General features: G+C 58.6%; 13 protein-coding genes. 8 read left to right on the plus strand and 5 right to left on the minus strand.

What is annotated here, in order from left to right; all coding sequences use genetic code 11:
• Nucleotides 1-59: 59 nt before the first annotated feature.
• Nucleotides 60-1,859 (plus strand): ATP-binding cassette domain-containing protein, encoded by a 1,800-nt coding sequence (locus K227x_RS05370; RefSeq protein ID WP_145168577.1) that lies wholly within the window; start codon nt 60-62, stop codon nt 1,857-1,859.
• 108 nt (nt 1,860-1,967) lie between these two features.
• Here the strand turns inward: K227x_RS05370 and K227x_RS05375 are convergent, their stop codons facing one another.
• The 4 genes from K227x_RS05375 to ilvD form a co-directional block, all read right to left on the minus strand.
• Nucleotides 1,968-5,537, minus strand: a complete 3,570-nt coding sequence (locus K227x_RS05375; protein ID WP_145168578.1) for an efflux RND transporter permease subunit — start codon at nt 5,535-5,537, stop codon at nt 1,968-1,970.
• A gap of 176 nt (nt 5,538-5,713) precedes the next feature.
• Nucleotides 5,714-6,994: an efflux RND transporter periplasmic adaptor subunit gene (locus K227x_RS05380; protein ID WP_145168579.1), complete on the minus strand. Its 1,281-nt coding sequence runs from the start codon at nt 6,992-6,994 to the stop codon at nt 5,714-5,716.
• 248 nt (nt 6,995-7,242) lie between these two features.
• Nucleotides 7,243-7,551 carry a hypothetical protein gene (locus tag K227x_RS05385; protein ID WP_145168580.1) on the minus strand — a complete coding sequence of 103 codons (309 nt, stop codon included), beginning with the start codon at nt 7,549-7,551 and terminating at the stop codon, nt 7,243-7,245.
• A gap of 82 nt (nt 7,552-7,633) precedes the next feature.
• A complete protein-coding gene (gene ilvD / locus K227x_RS05390) occupies nt 7,634-9,313 on the minus strand; it encodes a dihydroxy-acid dehydratase (protein WP_145168581.1) in 1,680 nt (559 codons plus the stop codon).
• Between the two features lie 236 nt (nt 9,314-9,549).
• Here ilvD and K227x_RS05395 point away from each other — a divergent pair, with 236 nt between their 5' ends.
• The 7 genes from K227x_RS05395 (at nt 9,550) to K227x_RS05425 (ending at nt 18,357) form a co-directional block, all read left to right on the plus strand.
• The gene (locus tag K227x_RS05395) at nt 9,550-10,239 is read left to right on the plus strand and encodes a 3-keto-disaccharide hydrolase (protein ID WP_145168582.1); all 690 of its coding nucleotides are present in this window, start codon (nt 9,550-9,552) and stop codon (nt 10,237-10,239) included.
• A complete protein-coding gene (locus K227x_RS05400) occupies nt 10,236-10,871 on the plus strand; it encodes an HAD family hydrolase (RefSeq protein ID WP_145168583.1) in 636 nt (211 codons plus the stop codon). The genes K227x_RS05395 and K227x_RS05400 overlap by 4 nt, the downstream gene beginning before the upstream one ends.
• Nucleotides 10,872-10,939: 68 nt before the next feature.
• Nucleotides 10,940-12,556 (plus strand): Ppx/GppA phosphatase family protein, encoded by a 1,617-nt coding sequence (locus K227x_RS05405; protein ID WP_246146556.1) that lies wholly within the window; start codon nt 10,940-10,942, stop codon nt 12,554-12,556.
• A 6-nt stretch (nt 12,557-12,562) separates the two neighbouring features.
• Nucleotides 12,563-13,882 carry a protein-L-isoaspartate(D-aspartate) O-methyltransferase gene (locus tag K227x_RS05410; protein ID WP_145168585.1) on the plus strand — a complete coding sequence of 440 codons (1,320 nt, stop codon included), beginning with the start codon at nt 12,563-12,565 and terminating at the stop codon, nt 13,880-13,882.
• A gap of 213 nt (nt 13,883-14,095) precedes the next feature.
• Complete coding sequence (locus K227x_RS05415; protein WP_246146558.1) at nt 14,096-15,493, plus strand: TIGR03000 domain-containing protein; 1,398 nt, start codon at nt 14,096-14,098, stop codon at nt 15,491-15,493.
• A 378-nt stretch (nt 15,494-15,871) separates the two neighbouring features.
• Complete coding sequence (locus tag K227x_RS05420) at nt 15,872-16,879, plus strand: hypothetical protein (protein WP_145168586.1); 1,008 nt, start codon at nt 15,872-15,874, stop codon at nt 16,877-16,879.
• Nucleotides 16,879-18,357, plus strand: coding sequence for an HTTM domain-containing protein (locus tag K227x_RS05425; RefSeq protein ID WP_246146559.1), 1,479 nt, complete (start codon nt 16,879-16,881; stop codon nt 18,355-18,357). Before K227x_RS05420 ends, K227x_RS05425 begins: the two co-directional genes overlap by 1 nt.
• A gap of 170 nt (nt 18,358-18,527) precedes the next feature.
• Here the strand turns inward: K227x_RS05425 and gpmI are convergent, their stop codons facing one another.
• Nucleotides 18,528-20,135: a 2,3-bisphosphoglycerate-independent phosphoglycerate mutase gene (gene gpmI / locus K227x_RS05430; protein ID WP_145168587.1), complete on the minus strand. Its 1,608-nt coding sequence runs from the start codon at nt 20,133-20,135 to the stop codon at nt 18,528-18,530.
• Nucleotides 20,136-20,233: the final 98 nt, after the last annotated feature.

Genomic DNA, 20,233 nt, shown 5'->3' on the forward strand with positions numbered 1-20,233 from the left:
GATTTCGTGCTAAACCGCGCTCCTGAAATGCACTTCGTTCCCCATCCTTTCGATCCAACATGCCGCTCGTATCGCTTGACGACCTTTCCATCGGATTTCGTGGTCCATTACTGCTAGACGGCGTTTCGGCGGTGATCGAACGAGGCGAAAAGATCGGTCTGCTTGGTCGTAACGGGGCCGGAAAGACCACATTGCTGCGGATGTTCGACGGCGAAGTCGTGCCGGACCATGGTGGGATCACCTTCGCCCCCCACGCCAAGGTGGCTCGGCTGACCCAGGATGTGCCGCGGGATTGGACCGGCACGGTGACATCCATCGTGATGGCGGGCCAACCCGGCCGCGATGATCCAGAAACTCATTGGCAGGTCGAACACGCGGTCGAATCGACGCTTTCGAAGATGGAATTGGACGGAGACGCCTTGTTCGAAACCTTGTCCAGCGGGATGAAGCGACGCGTCCTTTTGGCCCGTGCGATCGCCATGGAACCAGACGTCCTGCTGTTGGACGAACCCACCAACCACCTGGACATCGAATCCATCCTGTGGATCGAAAATTTCCTGAAGCGGTTTCGTCAAACCCTGGTCTTCATCACTCACGACCGTTCGTTCCTGCAGAGTCTGGCGACGCGGATTTGGGAGATCGATCGTGGACGTTTGTTCGATTGGACTTGTGACTACACCACGTTCTTGCAGCGGAAAGAAGCAGCGTTGCAGGCCGAGGAAAAACAGAACGCTCTGTTTGACAAAAAGTTGGCTCAAGAAGAAGTCTGGATCCGCCAAGGCATCAAGGCTCGCCGGACCCGTAACGAAGGACGTGTGCGGGCGCTAAAACAGTTGCGGCTGCAGCGTGGTGATCGACGCAGCGTCGAAGGCAAGGCGAAGTTGAACTTGCAAGAAGCGGCCCGCAGCGGTGCGCTGGTTGCCGACGTCAAAGAGATCTCGTTCAGCTATGGCGATCGAGTCATCTTGAACGACTTCTCGACCACGTTGATGCGTGGGGACCGGGTCGGAATTATGGGACCCAACGGTGCCGGGAAGACGACCTTACTAAAACTGTTATTGGGACAACTCGAACCCGACCAAGGCACGGTCAAGTTGGGAACCAACCTACAGATTTCTTACTTCGATCAACTTCGCGATACGCTGGATCCGGAAAAGACGGTCCAAGAAAATGTCGGCGAAGGCAGCGACAAGGTGCTGGTCGGCGACAAGTCGAAACACATCGTCGGCTACCTACAGGATTTCTTGTTCACACCCGAGCGGGCCCGGACGCCGGTGAAGTATCTGTCCGGCGGGGAACGGAACCGGGCTCTGTTGGCCAAGCTGATGACCAAGCCCGCCAACGTCATCGTATTGGACGAACCGACGAACGATTTGGACAGTGAAACGTTGGACCTGTTGGAAGAACAACTGATCGATTTCAGCGGCACGGTGCTGATGGTCAGTCACGACCGGACGTTCTTGAACAACGTCGTCACCAGCACGATCGTGTACGAAGAAGGCGGCGTGAAAGAATACGACGGCGGCTACGACGATTGGAAAGCAGCCGTCGCTCGACAAGCTGAATTCGCCAAGAACGAACCAACATCGAAGCCCAAACAAGCGGCGTCATCCGCCGACAAGCCAAAATCCAAACCAGCCAAGAAATTGTCGTTCAAAGACAAGCATGAACTGGACAAAATGCCCCAGCGAATCGAGCAGCTGGAGTCGGACATCGCCACGATCAACTCGGTGATGGCAGAACCGGATTACTACCAAAAAGGCGGCGACAAGATCGCATCGGACGCGGCGAAGTTGAAAGAGCTGCAACAGGAGCTGGCCACAGCCTACGCCCGTTGGGAAGAACTGGAAAACCACTAGGGTTCTGTCTTTGGACGGAATTCAGGCGTTCGTGGGTTCGGTGAACCTTGCCGGTGCTGCAAACCGAATACGCGGTTTGCACGTCCGTCCGGTTTGGCTCTTTGTGCACTACTTGGCCAGTGCGTTGGACGCGCCTTCGATGGCTGGCTTTTCGATCGCTGGCTTCCCGATCGCTGGGGGCCCGGCGGCCGAAACGGCCGTTGGTGTTTCCGTTGGGGGTGCAATCTTATCGCGGATGTCGATGAAGATGCGGAATAGCGTCGGCACAAACACCAGCGTGAAGATCGTCGATACCAACAATCCACCCAGCAACACGCTTCCTAACCCGCGGTACAACTCGCTGCCCGATCCGGGGAACAGAACCAGCGGCAGCAGTCCTAGGACCGTGGTGGCGGTTGTCATCAGGATCGGTCGGACCCGAGTTCGCACGCTTTCCAAAATCGCATCGTGAGATGGGTATCCCTCGTCGCGGATCAGATTCAATGCTTGGTGCACGATCAGGATCGCGTTGTTGACGACGGTGCCGATCAGGATCACAAACCCTAGCATCGTTAAGACATCCAACGACTGCGGTGTTCGGCCTTGCCAATCCAGGTACACGCCCAGCGCCCGCAGTCCCACAATTCCGCCGACCGCTCCCAACGGCACGCTCATGATGATCACCAGCGGATAGACCCAGCTTTCGAACAAGGCGGCCATCAACAGGTACGTGATCAGCAACGCCAACAAGACATTCCAACGCAGCGCCAGCCAGGTGTCGCGAAGTTTGTCCGCCGTACCGCTTAGCGCGATCCGGTAACCACCATCGAGGACGCCACTTTCGCGGATCGGCGTTAGCACTTGGTCTTCGATCAGCGAGAGAGCTTCCTCCAGCGGCACGTCCGCGGGCGGCGATACTTCGATCGTGATCGCTCGCTGACGTTCGCGGTGATTGATCTGTTCAGGACCGCTGGAAATTTGGATGTCGGCTAGCGCTGAAAGCGGAACCAACTGACCACCGGGAGTCACGATCGGCAGCCCGTCCAGGTCTTGCGAAAATCGGATCGAATTTGGATCGCCCATGATGGTCAGGTCAATCTTGTCGCCACCGATGAAGTAGTCGCTGGCCAATGCTCCGTCGACCAATGCATTGATGGTGTACCCCAGCGTGGTTGCGTCGACACCCATCTGTTCGGTTTTCAGCAGTCGCGGAATGATGTGGACTTCGGGATTGCTGAGGTCCAGGCTGGGGACGGGCCGGGCCTGGGTCTCGGGGATCAATGGCTCGCCTGCGTTGCCCGCCATGATGGTGCCCATGATTTGGCCACCGATGCCGACTAACTTTTCCAGTTCGGGACCCGTGATTTCGATGTCGATCGTTCGTCCGGCGGTCAAACCCTGTTCGAACAAACTCGATTGCTTGGCGATCACGAACGTGCCGGGCAATTTGGCACCGGCCTGTTGGATCAACGGAATCAGTTCGCCGCTGCGTGTCGGATCAACGCTTCGCACACCCATGAACACCGATCGACCGCGGGCGACAAAGAAAAAGTCATAGATCGCCGGGAAGTCTAGTTCGGCCGCCTCGGGACTATCGGGATCGATGTCCCAGTACGGTTCCAGCACCGTTTCCACGGTCTCGCCCATCCGAGTCAGTTCGTCCAGGTTGTAACCCGGGGGCGGCAGCACGATTCCAAAGACCAGGTTACGGTTGCCCATCGGCAAATATTCGACCTTGGGCCAAAGCGAATAACTGACCACACCGGTCGTGATCAACAGCGCCATCACCAATCCGATCTGGCGAATTCGGCTGGCCTGCGTCCAACGGTTCAATGCAACCACGGCGTTGACGAAACCGCCAGAGATTCCCATTAGCGGGGCGATGATTCGCGACGCAAATGTCTTGGTCCCCGTCGATGATGCCCCGGCGGTTTCCATGTCTTGTCCACGCAGCAGCCGCGCCGTCAGTGTCGGGATCAACGTGATGCTGACGATCAACGACAATCCCACCGCTGCGCTAATCGCAAGGGCGATGTCGCGGAACAATTGCCCGGCTTCCTCTTCGACAAACAGAACCGGCAAGAACACTGCCAAGGTGGTTAACGTCGATGCCAGCACAGCCCCCCAAACTTCTTTGGTTCCACGGACCGCGGCGACTCGCGGTGGATCTCCGTTTTGGTAGTGCCGATAAATGTTTTCCAGAACCACTACCGCATTGTCGACCAACATTCCGACCGCGAACGCCATCCCGGCCAAACTGATCACGTTCAGCGATCTGCCCCACAGGTTCAACATCAAAAATGTGCCGACGATACTGATCGGAATGGCTAATCCAACGACCAAGGCACCGCGAGCAAACGCGAATCCGCTGTAGATGACCAGGACCAGCGTGACGGCAAAGAAGCCGGGGTGTACGAATGCCGCTGCGATCGAGGCCGCTGCGATCAGCGGCACCATCAGCAAGGTGCGCACATTCAGATGCAGAAACAGCATCAGCACCAGCATCGTCAGGGTGCCACCCACGATGATGTTCTGGTTGACCAGTTGAACCGATGCGGTGATGTATTCGGATTCGTCGTAGACCTGGGTCAGTTGCAACTGTTTGGGGGCCAAGACGTCGTTGTTCAATTCGTCCAACGCGACCTGCAGATCGGCCATGATGTCCATCACGTTGCTGCCGGTTTCGCGGATCACGTTGATGGCGATCGATGTATCACCGAACCGTCGCACGACGCCGTCGGGTTTCTTGAACCCCAAACGGATCTCGGCCACGTCGGCGATCACCACTGGTGCATCGTTTCGTGTTGCCAACACCTGTTGGCCAACTTGTTCGGGCGATCGAAACTGATTCAGCGTGCGGACGACATAACGGCGTTTGTCTTCCCAGAAATCGCCGGCCGATGTGTCTTGGTTTTGCGTCCGTAGGACACGTCGGACGTCGTCGATCGTCAGCTGGCGAGCGGCTAGTTTTTGCGGATCGATGATGACCTGCAGTTCTTCTTCTAGACCACCCAACACGTTCGAGTTTGATACGCCGGAGACGCGTTCGAAACGGGCCTCGATGATGTCCTCGGCGAATCGACGCATGCCCGGGACGTTCAAATCAGGCGGTAACAACTCGCCGATTTCGGGGTGATCTTTGGACGCTTTTCGTAATCGCGCCAAACGCAGTCCGGGATTGTCGGTTTTCAGCACCGATTCCAATGCCGGTTTGCTGTCGGGATGCTGGGCGACGAAGGTTTCGACGTCTTGCCGTGTGGGCTGGATCGCGCTCAGGATGAACCACGCGATCGGCCGATCGGATGCATTGCTGGTCGAAATGACCGGTTCGTCCGCCTCTTCGGGATACTCCGGAACCTGCTGTAGGCGGCTGTTGACCTTCAACAGTGCCTCTTCCATGTTCGTGCCGACAATGAATTCCAACTTGATGCTGCCGCTGGAATCCATCGCCTCGCTGGTCATCTTGCGAACGCCTTCGACCGATTGCAGTTGTTCCTCTTGTTCTTGGATGATTTCGCGTTCGACTTCCTGTGGGCTGGCACCGGGCCATCGTGTTTCGACGGTCAACGTCGGGACCTGGACCTCCGGCGTCAGTTGCATCGGCATCCGAACGACGGCGATCAAACCAAACAGGATCAGCAACAGTGCGCCGACGGCGACCTTGACCGGGTTGTCGACGAAGGCTTGGATCAAGTTCATGGGTTTCGCGGGGGCGGGGGAACGATGGGCGGGGACGACGCAGGCGGGGGCGGGGACGACGCAGGCAGGGAACGATGCAAGACTGGAACGATGCAAGACTGGAACGATGCAGGGCGACGGGACGCTGACCTTGTTTCGCTCGATCGCGAATGGTGATCCAGCAAGTTTTTCAAGACCTAGGGGGCCGATTGTGTTTCGCTGATCACAACGCTTTGTCCTGGGCGAAGTCGTTCGTTGCCGCGCGTGACCACCAAGTCGTCGACTGCCAAGGATCCCGGCGCTATCGGCTGGATCGATATCCAGCTGCCGATCGATGGCCCCGTGCGAACAGGCACCAGGGTTGGGGTGGATCCGACGACTTTGAACACGGCTGCCTTGTCGCCATCGAGACGCAGCGCGTCCTTGGCGACCAGCATCCGCGATTCGGATTTACCCGTCGGCATCGTTACCCGCGCCAACATGCCCGGCAGCAACCGATGGCCGGTATCGTTGGGCGGGTTCTTGACCAAAACGCGAACTGGGAACGTGCGCGATCGGTTGTCTGCCAGCGGAATGATTTGGTCGATGGTGCCGGGGAACGATTCGTCCGGGAACGCATCCACCACCACTTCACAATCGGCACCACGGCGAATGAACTGGATGCTGGATTCCGGCACGAAGACTTCGACTTCGATCGGATCGATCTCGACGACTTCGGCGACAGGATCCCCTTGCCGTGCCCATGCCCCCGCTTCGGTCAATTCGCTGGTGACATACCCGTCGAAGGGCGAACGGATGGTGTATTTTTTGATTCGGTCCTTCAACCCGGCCACGACTTGTTCTTGCATCGCGACCCGGGCTGCGGCTTGATCAATCTTTTCCTGCCGCGGGCCTTTGCGGACCAGGTCCAGCGAACTGGCCGCTTCGGAAAGGCGCGCTGCAGCGGTCAATGATTCGGCGCGAGCGGCTTCGAATTCATCTTGAGAAAGTCCGGCGCTGTTGGAAAACAATTGTTGGGCGCGGGCCAGTTTGGCTTGCGTGTATTGGCTGCCCGCTTCCGAGGCTCGCATGGTGGCTTCGGCCAAAGCAATCTCTTCGGGACGCGATCCGTTTTTTAGCTCCAGCAGCTCCGCACGACGCAGGTCCAATTCGGCTTCGGCGCCCGCCAATTCGATATTGATCGTGTTGGTCAGCAATTGGGCCAGCGGTTGTTTGGCTTTCACCGCCTGGCCGGCATCCACCATGAACGCTTCGACACGCCCGTCGACGGCGCTGCCGATGATCGCTTGCCGGCGAGGCCGGATGTTGGCGACGAACGACTGGCTGGATGCGACATCTCGCCGGATCACCGGGGCGACCACCACGTTGGCCGGTCCCCCCTGAGCCGATGCCTGGGCAGCCCCTAGTGTTTGGCCGGCGACCCAAACGATCAATAGAGCGGTGGCCGGAAGGTGTCGATGGTGGGAATCGGCAGGCATGGCGAATCGTGGGTGGGGCGGAAGCGGAGGACAAGTCAAACAGTCTGGTTGGTTCCCCTTGCCACGTCTAGTTACATCGGGCGTGGTTCCCGCCGCGGTCGCGCTGCCCGTTTTTGTCGGGAATGCGACAATCGCCGATGGATGGGCCGGCGACAACTGGACCACCAGAAACTGGTCCAAAAGAAAACGGAAACCTGGCCCCGGTCGCTGGGCGACAAGATGCGGGCGAACCGCGACGAACCGATCGACTATTCCTCTTCGTCTCGCGCTGCTTTCTTAGCTGCACGGCGGGCCAGGTGTTCGGCAGCCAGATCTTCCATCGTTTTGACTTCGTCCGGTTGGGCTTTGTCAAAACGTGCGAAGTACAGTTTTTCGATGTACTTGTTCAGCGGCAAGCGACCCGGCATGTTCGGGTCTGGCTTGGCGGGTTGGCGAATCCGTTTGACGTCCATGCCTAGTTCACGTGCCATTTGCACGTGAGCGTGAGAGAGGCCGAACTTTTTGCGGATCGTGATCCACGGTTTGAATTTGTTCGGGATGCGTTTGGGGTTTGCCATCGGTCGTTTCAAATTTTGCCCGCCACATCCGGGCGAACATCGTGAAGAAGGATTTACGGACAAACTACCACATCGTCGAATTTTATTCGTCCGTAACGCAGCCTTCACTGGCGCTTTTGACGGTCTTGATGTACCGGTACAGCGTGCCGCGAGTGACCTTCAGCGGTGGTGCTGTCCAGGCGGCTTTGCGTTTGGCCATTTCCGCTTCGTCGACATCCACATCCAAGCGATTGGTTTCGGCATCGATGGTGCAGATGTCGCCGTCCTGCAGCAGCCCGATCGGGCCACCGACTTGAGCTTCGGGGGTGATGTGGCCGACGATGAAACCGTGGCTTCCGCCGCTGAATCGTCCATCGGTCAACATCGCCACGTCGCTGCCGAGTCCCGCCCCCATGATTGCGCTGGTGGGCGTCAACATTTCGGGCATGCCGGGGCCGCCTTGGGGGCCTTCGTATCGGATCACGACCACATCGCCCTTTGCGATTTTCTTTTCTTCCAGGGCATGCAGCATGTCTTCTTCGCTGTCGAAACAGCGGGCTGGGCCGGTAAAGGTCAGGCCTTCTTTGCCGGTGATCTTGGCAACTGCGCCTTCGGGGGCCAGCGAACCGCGCAGGATGCGGATGTGCCCGCTTTCCTTGATCGGTTTCTCCACGGGCATGATGATCGTTTGACCTTCTTTCAGGCCGGGCAGGTCGGCGACGTTCTCGGCCAGCGTTTTGCCGGTCACCGTCATGCACGAACCGTCCATCAATCCCTTTTCCAGCAAGTATTTCATCACGGCGGGGGTGCCGCCGATCGAGTGCAGGTCTTCTTGCACGAACTTTCCGCTGGGCTTCAGGTCGGCCAGCAACGGAATTCGGTCGCTGACCGATTGGAAGTCATCGATGGTCAACGGGACGTCGACGCTGCGTGCCATCGCGATCAGGTGCAGCACTGCATTCGTGCTGCCACCCAGGGCCATGACGGTGACCATCGCATTTTCGAAGGCCGCACGGGTCATGATGTCACGCGGCTTGATGTCTTTCTTTAGCAGTTCCAGCATCGCTTCGCCTGCTCGCCGGCACTCGTCTTTCTTTTCGGGATCGACGGCCGGGATGCTGGCCGAATAGGGCAGCGACATGCCCATCGCTTCGATCGCGGTTGCCATCGTGTTGGCGGTGTACATGCCGCCACAGGCACCGGCGCCAGGGCAGCTGCGGCGGATGATTTCGGCCCGTTCTTCTTCGGTGATCGTGCCAGCGACGTATTCGCCGTAGGCTTGAAACGCCGACACGATGTCTAGTTTTTTGGTTCCGCAGAGCCCTGGTTTGATGGTTCCGCCGTAGACCATGATCGAGGGGCGGTTCAGGCGACCCATCGCGATCAGGCATCCCGGCATGTTCTTGTCGCAACCGGGCAGCGCGATCAGGCCGTCGTACCACTGGGCGCCCATGATCGTTTCGATCGAATCGGCGATCAGGTCGCGGGATTGCAGGCTGTAGCTCATCCCGTCGGTGCCCATCGAGATTCCGTCAGACACGCCAATCGTGTTGAAACGCATGCCCACCATGCCGGAATCGACCACCGACTTTTTGACATCCGCGGCCAGGTCCAACAGGTGCATATTGCACGAATTGCCCTCGTACCAAACGCTGGCGATGCCGACCTGCGGCTTATTCATGTCCTCGCTGGTCATCCCGGTGGCGTACAGCATCGCCTGGGACGCACCCTGACTCTTGGGTTGAGTGATTTTGGCGCTGAATTTGTTGAGCGATTGATTCATCGGGCAAGCGAGGTTCAAGAGGATGCGGAGGTTGGACGGCTAGAATATGATTGCCCTAAGTTATGGTTGTCCAGGGCGATTCCGGCAAGGAACCGCCCCATCCGATGCATTTCGGATCAGCCAAACGGCCTCGAAACTCGGGGTATTGCTGATTTTTAATCCCCGGGGCTGTGTTTGATCGCTCCCGCACGAAGACCGATTGAGGCGAAATCATGTTCGGACCAGGATTGTTTCCAATGACCGGAACCCCGCTGAAGAACCATCGACCGCTTTTGCCGCTGGTGTTGGTTTTGTGTGCGGCTTTTACCGCCACGGCCGACGACGATTGGCAGTCCCGATCGCTGCCGCTGTTCGACGAGCATTCGTTGGCCGGTTGGGAAGGCAACGCCTATTGGTTTCGAATCGAAAACGACGAATCCGGCACGGCGGCCGTCGTGGCTGGACGTTTGGACCAAAAAATTCCACACAACGAATTCCTGTGCACGACCCAGAACTACGACAACTTTGAACTCCGCTATGAGGTCAAGTTGGTCGGCAAGGGGCAGAACGCAGGCGTCCAGTTTCGGTCCAAGCGTGTGAAGGGGACCACCGAGGTTTCCGGGTACCAGGCCGACGCCGGCCAGGTGGGCGATCGCCCGGTGTGGGGAGCTCTGTATGACGAGTCTCGCCGCCGAAAAATGCTTGCCGAAGGAAACGCCGACGAAGTTCGCCAATGGGTCAAACAGGACGATTGGAATCAGCTTCGCGTCGTCTGCCGCGATCGACACATCCAGATTTTTCTGAACGGTGAAAAATCAATCGACTACACCGAAACCGATGATTCGATCCCCGGCTACGGTGTGATCGGGTTGCAAATCCACAGCGGTCCGCCGACCGAAGCCTGGTACCGAAACATTCGCGTTCAACAATTCCAAGTGACGAAATGAGTGACGACGGCAGGATCCGATTTGTGTACTTCGACCTTGGCAATGTTTTACTTTCCTTTGACGAAGCCATCGCGCACGCCAATCTGGCGAAACTGTTTGGTGTTTCCGCTTCGCATGCGAAGACCGCCGTCTACGACAGCGGGCTAGAGAATCGTTTCGAACAGGGCGTCTATTCGCCGGGCCAATTCGCCACCGAGGTCTGCTTGGCGATCGGGGCAACCGGGAATCCGCCGACGCCCGCCCAGATCTGTGATGCGATCAGCGACATGTTTACGCCGATCGATGGGATGCAGGGCGTGATGGCGGCGGTCAGGGGGTTGGGGTTCGGCGTCGGGATTTTGTCGAACACTTGCCACGCACACTGGGATTGGGTCGTTCGTCACGATTACGACGTGGTGCTAAGACGCCCGGACGCGACGATCCTGAGCTACGAAATCGAATCGATGAAACCTGACGGGCGTATCTACGAAGCGGCCGAAGCGGCTGCGGCAGTCGATCCGTCGGAAATTCTGTTCATCGATGACAAGCCAGAGAACGTCGCCGCGGCAGCCCAACGCGGGTGGCAAGCAAAACAGTGCTTCGGCGGCCGCGAAGCGGTGGGGGTGTTGGGCGAAATGGGCGTTTTGGCTTGATCGGCCACGCTATGGGCTTGGGGTGGGGGATGCCGGTATGATGACGGTTGGATCCTCTTCCCCGCTCTATGATTCGCCGATTCATGACTCAGCCGATCGCAACTTCGCCCTTCGAAAACGCTTCCGTCACGGCCGCTGACGCTTCGCCCCGGACCGTTGCGGTCATCGACATTGGGGCGACCAGTATTCGCATGGCGATTGCTGAAATCTACCCCGATGGCCAGTCGCGGACGCTTGAAACATTGGTCCAGTCGGTCGAATTGGGCCACGAAGCCTTCGACAATCGGCGGCTTTCGCGGCGCAGTATCGAAAAATCCGCCTCAGTGTTGAAACGGTACAAACGAGTGTTGCGCGAGTACGGCGTCACGTCGCCCAAGGACGTGCGAGTGGTCGCAACCACGGCGGTCCGCGAGGCGTTGAACCGTTTGGCGTTTGCCGACCGGATCTTTGTGGCCACTGGATTCAACGTCGATTCGATCGACGAAGCCGAGGTCAATCGAATCACCTACATGGGCGTCATGCCGCATTTGCGCGCCCATCCCGATCTGGCCGACGGCAAATCGATCGTTGTCGAAGTCGGTGGGGGCAACACCGAAATGTTGATCGTCCGCGGCGGGAATGTGCTGCACAGTCAATCGTTTCGCTTGGGGTCGCTGCGGCTGCTGAAAACGTTGGAAGGTGTGCGGGCAAGCGCCGTGCGACGCCGTGCGATGTTGGAAAGCCATATCCGGCGTACTCTTTCGCAGATCACCGACGCGATCAAACGCGACACCGCCATTCACCTGATCGCCCTCGGTGGCGACATGCGTTTTGCAGCGCACCAATTGTTGGACGATTGGGATGGCAATTCGTTGGCAGAGGTCCCGACCGCGCGGTTGGCCAAGCTGACGGAAAAGCTGATGTCGCTTAGCGAAGACAAAATCGTCAAACGTTATGACGCTAGCTTCATCGAGGCCGAAACGGTGGGACCGGCGCTGTTGGCCTACACCCTGTTGGCCAAGCACTTTGACCTTCCGCACGTCTACGTTTGTGATACCAATTTGCGGGATGGTTTGATTCACGACATGGCGGTCGGCGGCAGTTGGACGGCCGACTTTCGAAATCAAATCGTGCGTTCGGCGATCTCGTTGGGCCGAAAATTCGACTTCGATGAAACGCATGCTCGAAATGTGGCAGAGCTCTCTCGCAAACTGTTCGACCAATTGCAGGACGAACATCAATTGGATAGCCGCCACGAAGTGGTCTTGTTTGTGGCGGCCCTGCTTCACGAAATTGGCATGATGGTCAACGTGCGCAGCAATCATAAGCACGCCCTGTACCTCATCCGTTACAGCGAACTGTTTGGGTTGTCGCGCGACGAGTTGTTGCAGGTCGGTTTGGTTGCACGCTATCAGCGTCGTGCCTATCCCCAGCCGTCGCACGAAGGGTATGGAACGCTGCCCCAACAGGAACGCGTCGTGGTATCCAAATTGGCTGCGATCCTGCGGTTGGCGATCGCGTTGGATGACACTCGCAGCGGCCGAGTGCGGGAAATCAACTGTGTGGCCGATGCCAAGCACCTGGTCATCAACGTGCCCGGCTTGGATGATGTTTCGTTGGAACAGATGGCGATGCGAGAAAATTCAGGAATGTTCCGCGACGTGTTCGGGCTGCCTGTAATCCTTCGTGCTGGAAAATTGGAGTAGGCGACGATGTCGACATTCTTCATTCACCCGTCTGTTGTGACCGCTGGCAATGTTTCGCTCTGCGAACCCTGTCGGTTGGTCGCCTTGTGTTTATTCAAAGGACTTCTTTTGACTTGGTTGATCTTGCCGGGTGATGCGGCCGCAGCGGACCCCTACGCGGCGGCGCGAGACCGATTGGTGCGCGAGCGAGTCGCAAGCGCCGGGGTGACCGATGCCCGGGTTCTGGATTCGATTCGAACCACTCCGCGTCACGAATTCGTGCCCGTCAGCCAGCGGGAGAGAGCCTATTTCGATATGGCCTTGCCGATCGGCAGTTCGCAAACCATCAGCAGTCCGTTCATCGTGGCATCGATGACCGAAGCCCTGGATCCGCAGGCGACCGACAAGGTGCTGGAAATCGGTACCGGCAGTGGCTACCAGGCTGCCGTGCTAAGCCCCTTGGTGGAACACGTCTATTCAATCGAAATTGTGCAGGAACTCGGGGAACAAGCAAAACAAACGCTGACGCGGTTGGGATACCCGAACGTCTCGACGCGTATCGGTGACGGATTTTTGGGTTGGCCCGATGCGGCACCGTTCGACAAAATCATCGTCACCTGTAGCCCCGAATCGGTGCCCCAACCGTTGGTGGACCAGCTTCGCGAAGGTGGGCAGATGATCATCCCGGTGGGCGAGCGGTATCAACAAACGCTGTACCGGATGACGAAACAGGACGGCAAATTGGTGCGGCAGCCGCTGCGCCCCACGCTGTTCGTGCCGATGACCGGCGAAGCCGAAGACGAACGACAACTGAAACCCGATCCGGCAAACCCAACGGTCATCAATGGCGACTTTCAGCAAGCCGCCCAAGGGGACCAGAAGGACCTGGTCGACTACGTGCCCGGTTGGTACTACGGTCGACAGGTCCAACGAGTGTCCGAGAATGGGGCGGATGGCACAGAAGAGAATTCGGCAGCCGGGGACCAGGCGTTTGCTCGGTTCACCAACCAAACTCCCGGGTTAAGTTCGCACCTGTTGCAGGGGATCGCGATCAGCGGGTTGGATGTGTCGATGATCCGATTGGCGGGCAAGTGTCGCACGTCGGATGTGCAAAAGGGACCGACTTCCGAGGCCATGCCGATGGTGGCGATCACCTTCTATGACAAACTAAGGCAGGATCTAGGCACGTTTTGGATCGGGCCTTTCCGAGGTTCGCGGCCTTGGCGATCCAGCAGTCGCTTGGTCCGTGTTCCACCGCAAACCAAAGAAGCCATCCTGCGGGTGGGGTTGTTCGGCGCCACCGGTACGGCAGATTTTGACGAAGTATCGATCCAAAAAGTGGATTGATAACGGCGGGGGCTGACCCCGCATTGGCAGGGGCTTAGCCCTTGCGGACTTCCTATCTCCCCAGGGCTGCCTGGACGGCAAAATTTACCAGGGCTGCTTGTTTGCGCCATTGGGGTCTGTATCCTTTGGTTACAGCCGGCTCGATCGAAGGGGGGGACGGCAGAGTGTCGGTGATCGCCCCTTGGAGCAAACCGTAGGAGAATTTGTACAACCATGAAGTTTTCGCATTTCTTGGCAGTCGCGGTTACCACGACAGCCCTGGTAGGGATGCCCACGGCGCAAGCCGGTGGGTCTTGGGGAGGTTCTTCGGGAGGCGGTTACGCTTCATCCGGAGGCGCTTCCGCAAGTTCGGGCGGCTCAGCTAGTTCAGGCGGATACGCCAGTTCAGGTGGCGCACGCACCGGATTTTTCGCACGGCTAAAAGCCCGTCACGCATCGATGGCATCCCATGGTGGATCCTCGGGCGGTTCGGCATCTTCCGGCGGTTCGGCCTCTTCGGGCGGACGCACCGTTGCCTACGCATCGTCGTATTCCAGCAGCAGTGGTGGATCGTCCGGTGGCATCAGCGCCGGATCATCCGGTGGCAGTAGCGGCGGATCACACGTGGGTCCTCTGCGCCGATTGATGGCCAAAATTCACGCTCGCAAAGCAGCGCGTCACAGCGCCAGCAGCGGCGGGTCCTCGGGCGGCGTCAGCTACGTCGGTTACTCGTCGAACTCGTCCGGCGGATCAGCTTCCTCGGGTGGTTCAGCATCATCCGGCGGCAGCAGTGGTGGGTACGCGTCTTATGGCGGATACGCACAACCGGTCGTCAACTCTGTCTCGCTGGATTCTGGCTACGGATACGAATCACCTGTGATCGAATCGGCCTACCAGTCGTATTCGCCCGTCGGTGAAACGATCATCGGCGAAACCATCATTGGTGAACGGGTCATCGAAAGCGGATCGTCCGACGATGACGCGACCAGCCAACCGGCACCACAAGCCGACGAGGCTCCTAACAGCGAATCCACCGACACCGACAGCGATTCGGCGCGTTACGAATCAGCCAAGCCTGCCGTCGATTCAGACGCAGCCCTGCTGACCGTCTCGGTTCCTGAAAGTGCGATTGTCACGGTCAATGGACACGCGACCACCAGCGACGGAAACGTTCGCCAGTTCATGTCACGTGGACTCAAGGAAGGCTTCGTTTACACCTACGTCGTCGACGTGAAGTACGAAGTCGATGGATCCGAAAAGTCGGAATCGAAGTCGGTTCAATTGCGTCCCGGCGACATCGAAACCGTCGAGTTCGAAACGCCTGAAACGGCTGCCGTCGCAACGGAAGATCTGGCCGGTACCGAACAAGAAGTCATCACGACCGTGAAGCTTTACGTTCCTGCCGACGCCGAAGTTTCGCTGGCCGGTAACCCAACCGATGGCGAAGGCGACGTGCGAACTTTCCGCACCAAGCAACTGAAGCCTGGACAGCAGTGGTCGGACTACACCGTCGTTGTGACATCCGTCGTTGATGGCCAAAAGGTCAGCAAAGAACGAACGGTCAATGTCCACGCCGGTTCGGTGACGGAACTGCGGTTCGATTTCAACGGTGGCGAACTGGTCAGCCGTTAATTCGGCTGGCGGGCAACCGTTCGAAGTTCTCAATCAAGCCGCGTCCCTCGATATCACGGGGGCCGCGGTTTTTTCATGGCCGCCCATCGATGGCCAAAACGATGACTTCGATCATTGCCCTGGGGCGCACCACACCGCCCTGCCCTGCACCGCTGACTGCCCCGCCCGGTCCCATTTGGAACCATCCTGGCAAACTGGCCGCCGTCGACCACTGGCTGTACAACCCAGCGCTTCGAGTTAACGTGGGGGGGGGGGGCGGTTGGACGCTCCGTGAAAGCTTTCGGACCGTTGGCACACTGGTTTTAGGATCCACTGGTTTCTTGCTCCGCTGTTCCCGTGTTCCGCTCGTATCGTGATCCTCGCAAACATTGTGGCTCTATGACGCCCCGCCGTCGTTTGATTCTAAGCGTGCTACTGGTTGGCCATCTGTTGGCGGTTGTGTTGCCGCCGTTGTCTTTTCAGACGCGCGGACCGATCGGTCTGTCGCCGGTGATTGCAACTCTGTTTGCACCATTGGAAGGTTACAGCCAAGCACTTTACATGGACCGGGGATATGCGTTCTTTGCTCCCGATCCAGGGCCCAGCCATTTGGTCCAGGCTGCGATCACAGGCAAGGATGGCAATCGTGTCGAACAGATGATCCCTGACCTTGAACAGCAGTGGCCACGGTTGCTGTATCACCGGCACTTCATGCTGTCGGAGTTTCTGACAGAGATTTATCAGCCGCCGGGGCCGCCGCCCGAGTTGGTTGAATTGGATCGGCAGGAAGCCGAAAACTGGGTTCGCGCTCGGGCACGCTACGAACATTTTCGTCAATCGATGGTCGATCATCTGGAATCCAAAAACCCGGGCCATCAGGTCGCGATTCGGCGGATCGAGCACGTGATTCCCGACCGCGAACAATACCTCGAAAACCCGATCCCGTTGGACGACCCGCAGCTGTACCGTGTGCTGTTGGATCGACCCATCCTATTGGATGATCCCGCGATGCAGGGGCGCGTTGGCGATCTGACGGCACCCGACCGGCCACCCGAAACGGTGCCTCCGCCCGCCGCTGCCACCCGCGATAAATCGAATGGGCAGCAACCGGTCGATGGAAACATTGACGATGCCTCGGATCTGGATACCTCGGCTTTGGATACCCCGGGGGTGGATACCCCGGGGGTGGATACCTCGGGGGTGGATGCGAGGGCGGACGATCCTGCAAAAGAACCATCCGATTCGCTCTCTGTTGCCTGGCCCAACCGGACTTCGGTGGCTTGTGAAATCAATCGGTCAACCATCCCGTTCGACCGAAAATCGCTGCGGCCCATCCATCGATGGGATGACGCGAGTGGGTTGTCGGGGGCGAGTTCGGCCCATAGGTTGGGCGGAGGGATTGCGTGATGAACGATTCTGATTCATCGGTCGCCGCCAACGTCGATTCGGGGTTGGTTTCGAGGGTTGCCGGATCGATCCGCGGCTGGGCAATGGGCAGCATTGCCGCCTGGGACCAGTTTTGGTTCACGCCGCGTCTGCCGCACATGGCTGCCGTGTTGCGATTGCTGACGGGCCTGATGCTGTTGTATGGCCACTTGGTGTTGGCGACGGATCTGATGTCCTTCGTTGGTGACGACGCCTGGGTCAACAATCAGACGGCGCGGGAATTCCACGACGGTGCCTTCGGGTATTCGGATTGGGGACGCAGTTATCTGTGGTACCTCAGCAACCCGTTGGTGTTGTGGTTGCACCAGGTGTTTGCGATCGTCGTTACCGCATGTTTTGCCGCCGGATTGTTCACCCGTCTGACCGGCCCCTTGGCTTGGTTCGTCCAGTTGATGTTCTTGCATCGTTTGACGGGGGCGTTGTTCGGCCTAGACCAAATCGTGACCTACGCGGCGATGTACTTGATGCTGACACCCTGCGGCAGCTGGCTCAGCGTTGACGCTTGGATTCGTCGTCGCTTTGCTGATCGGATCACAACCAGCCCGCGATTGGCGTGGATGTTTCCCGCTGCGACGGCGTCCATCGCGGTCAATGTGGCGACCCGGTTGTTGCAACTGCATCTGTGTGTGATCTATCTGTTTGGCGGGTTGGCCAAGGCACGTGGCACGACGTGGTGGGACGGGACGGCGATGTGGTACGCCGCCGGCAACTATGAATACCAGTCCTTGGATCTGACTTGGATCGCAAATTTCCCCAGGTTGGCAGCCGCACTTTCGCACCTGACGGTGTTTTGGGAACTGAGCTACGTGGCGCTCGTGTGGCCACGCATCACCCGTCCGATCGTCCTGGGCATCGCGTTCGCGGTCCATGGTGGCATCGCGATCTTTTTGGGGATGATCACGTTTGGATCGATGATGATCGCGGCCAACCTGATCTTTGTGCGTCCCGAGTTTCTATTGCGGATGATCGGTCGGCCGGTTACCGATGATCGCTCGTCATCCGATTGGGACGACATCGATGCCGAATCGGACGAAGTCTGGTCAGACGAAGACTTGGGCCTCGATGAACTGGCGGAAAAGTCATCCATTGGCCTCGGTTCGTCATTGGATCTGGGGTCGTCGCTGTCGGCGCTGGATCAGTCCGGGTTAGATCCGTCCGGTCTAGACATCGGTAGCGAGTTGGCGCCGGATCAGGGGTCCGGAATGGATGGACCCGCCGGAACCGACAGCGGATCGTTGGCGGAGCGGACTGCGAAACTGGATCGTTATGAACGCAAGCTGCGGCGTGCTGCGAACAAGTTGCAATCCAAAAGCAATCGGATCAAAGGTTTGGAAGAGAAGTATCGCCAGCGGGTTGCCAAGCTGAAACAACGCGAAGCAAAGATCAAAGGACTGGTCGATCGCAAGCGTGGCAAAAATCAGGACGGTTCACCGGAGTGATGCCTGACTCCCGATAAGAAAATCGTCGCCCGCGGACACCGGTCGCCCGCGGACACCGGCAATAAGCTATCTCCACCGCGTGGCTGTCATGCGTCCAGTCCGAGAGGCATGACAGCCTCGTGCCGGTGGCCATCGGCCACCGGTGGGATGATTGTCTTTCGACGCAGGCCCTAAGCCAAGTCGATCAGGCTTTCGCCTGTCATCTCCGCTGGTTTGGGCAGTCCCATCAGTGCCAGCAGAGTGGGGGCGATGTCGGCCAAGCGTCCACCTTGTCGCAGTGTTTTGCCTTCCAGGCCTGGTTCGACCACGATCAGCGGGACGTCAAAAGTGGTGTGGGCGGTGTGCGGACCACCGGTTTCTGGATCAACCATTTGTTCGCAGTTGCCGTGGTCGGCGGTGACAACCAACGATCCACCCTTGGCCAGTGTGGCCTCGACGACTTTGCCGACACAGGCATCGACGGTTTCGACGGCGGAGACCGCAGCGGCCAGGACACCGGTGTGTCCGACCATGTCGCCATTGGCAAAGTTAACGACGATCAGATCCGCTTCGCCCGTTTCGATCTCGGCCAGTACCTTCGACGCGACTTCTTCGGCCGACATCTCGGGTTTCTGGTCGTAGGTGGAAACATCGCGAGGCGATTGGGCCATCCCGCGGTCTTCTTCGTTGAACGGTTCGTCGCGATAGTCGTTGAAGAAGAACGTGACGTGCGGATACTTTTCCGTCTCGGCACATCGGAATTGGTGCAGCCCCAAGGAACTGATGTATTCGCCAAGGATGTGAGGCATCTTCGCTGGTTTTTCGAAGATCACGTGGACGGGCAATCCGGTTTCGTAGCCAGCCATGGTGGCGAAGTACAGGTTGTCGATCTTCTGACCGCGATCGAAGCCACCGCCTTGGATGTTGGACCACTGGGCATCGTCGTAAACGAATGCCTTGGTCAATTCGCGCGGACGGTCGCCGCGGTAGTTCATGAACACGACTGCGTCGCCAGCTTGCACCAGGGCGGGGCTGCCGGTGGCCGGGATGATCGTGGTGGGTTCGACAAATTCGTCGCCGGTGACCGACGGGGTGGTCGGGTTGTCGTAATAGTTTTGCACCGCCTCGGTGCCCGATTGGGCGGTGCGATCGGATCCCTTGGTCAACAGGTCATAGGCTTTCTGGACACGGTCCCAGCGGAAGTCACGGTCCATGGCAAAGAAGCGACCGATGACACTAGCGACATGCCCGGCGCCGATCTCTTCGCATTTCTTTTCGACTTCGCCCACGAACTTCACGCCGCTGGTGGGCGACGTATCGCGTCCATCGGTGATCGCGTGGATGGCAAGGCGGTCACGGCCTAGCCCGGCGTCCTTGGCGACTTGGATGAACGCAAAGGCGTGCTGGATGTCGCTGTGCACGCGTCCGTCGGACATCAGCCCCAAGACGTGCAGTTTGCCGCCGCTGGCTTGGACGTGCTGTACCGCGGCGGTGATGGTCGGGTTGGTGAAGAACGCGCCGCTGCGGATCGCCCGCGTGATCCGCATGACTTCTTGATCGACAATTCGTCCCGCACCGATGTTCTGGTGGCCGACTTCGCTGTTGCCCATCACTCCGGCGGGCAGCCCGACGTCTTCGCCGGACGTCTTGACCAACGCATGGGGGTATTCGTTCATCAACCGGTCGGAAACCGGCGTGTTGGCTTGCACGATGGCGTTGGTGGCATCGGCATCGCGATTCGGATTCTCACCCCAGCCGTCGCGGACGATTAGGACGACAGGTTTTCGGCGAACTTGCACGGATCGATTCCTCTGGTGGAGCCGCGGCGAAGGACCGCGGCGCGGGTGATAGATTTGCTCGTTCAAGTTAGCCCATCGATGGCAATTTCGGAACTCCC

It is taken from the genome of Rubripirellula lacrimiformis (assembly GCF_007741535.1).
Lineage (GTDB): Bacteria > Planctomycetota > Planctomycetia > Pirellulales > Pirellulaceae > Rubripirellula > Rubripirellula lacrimiformis.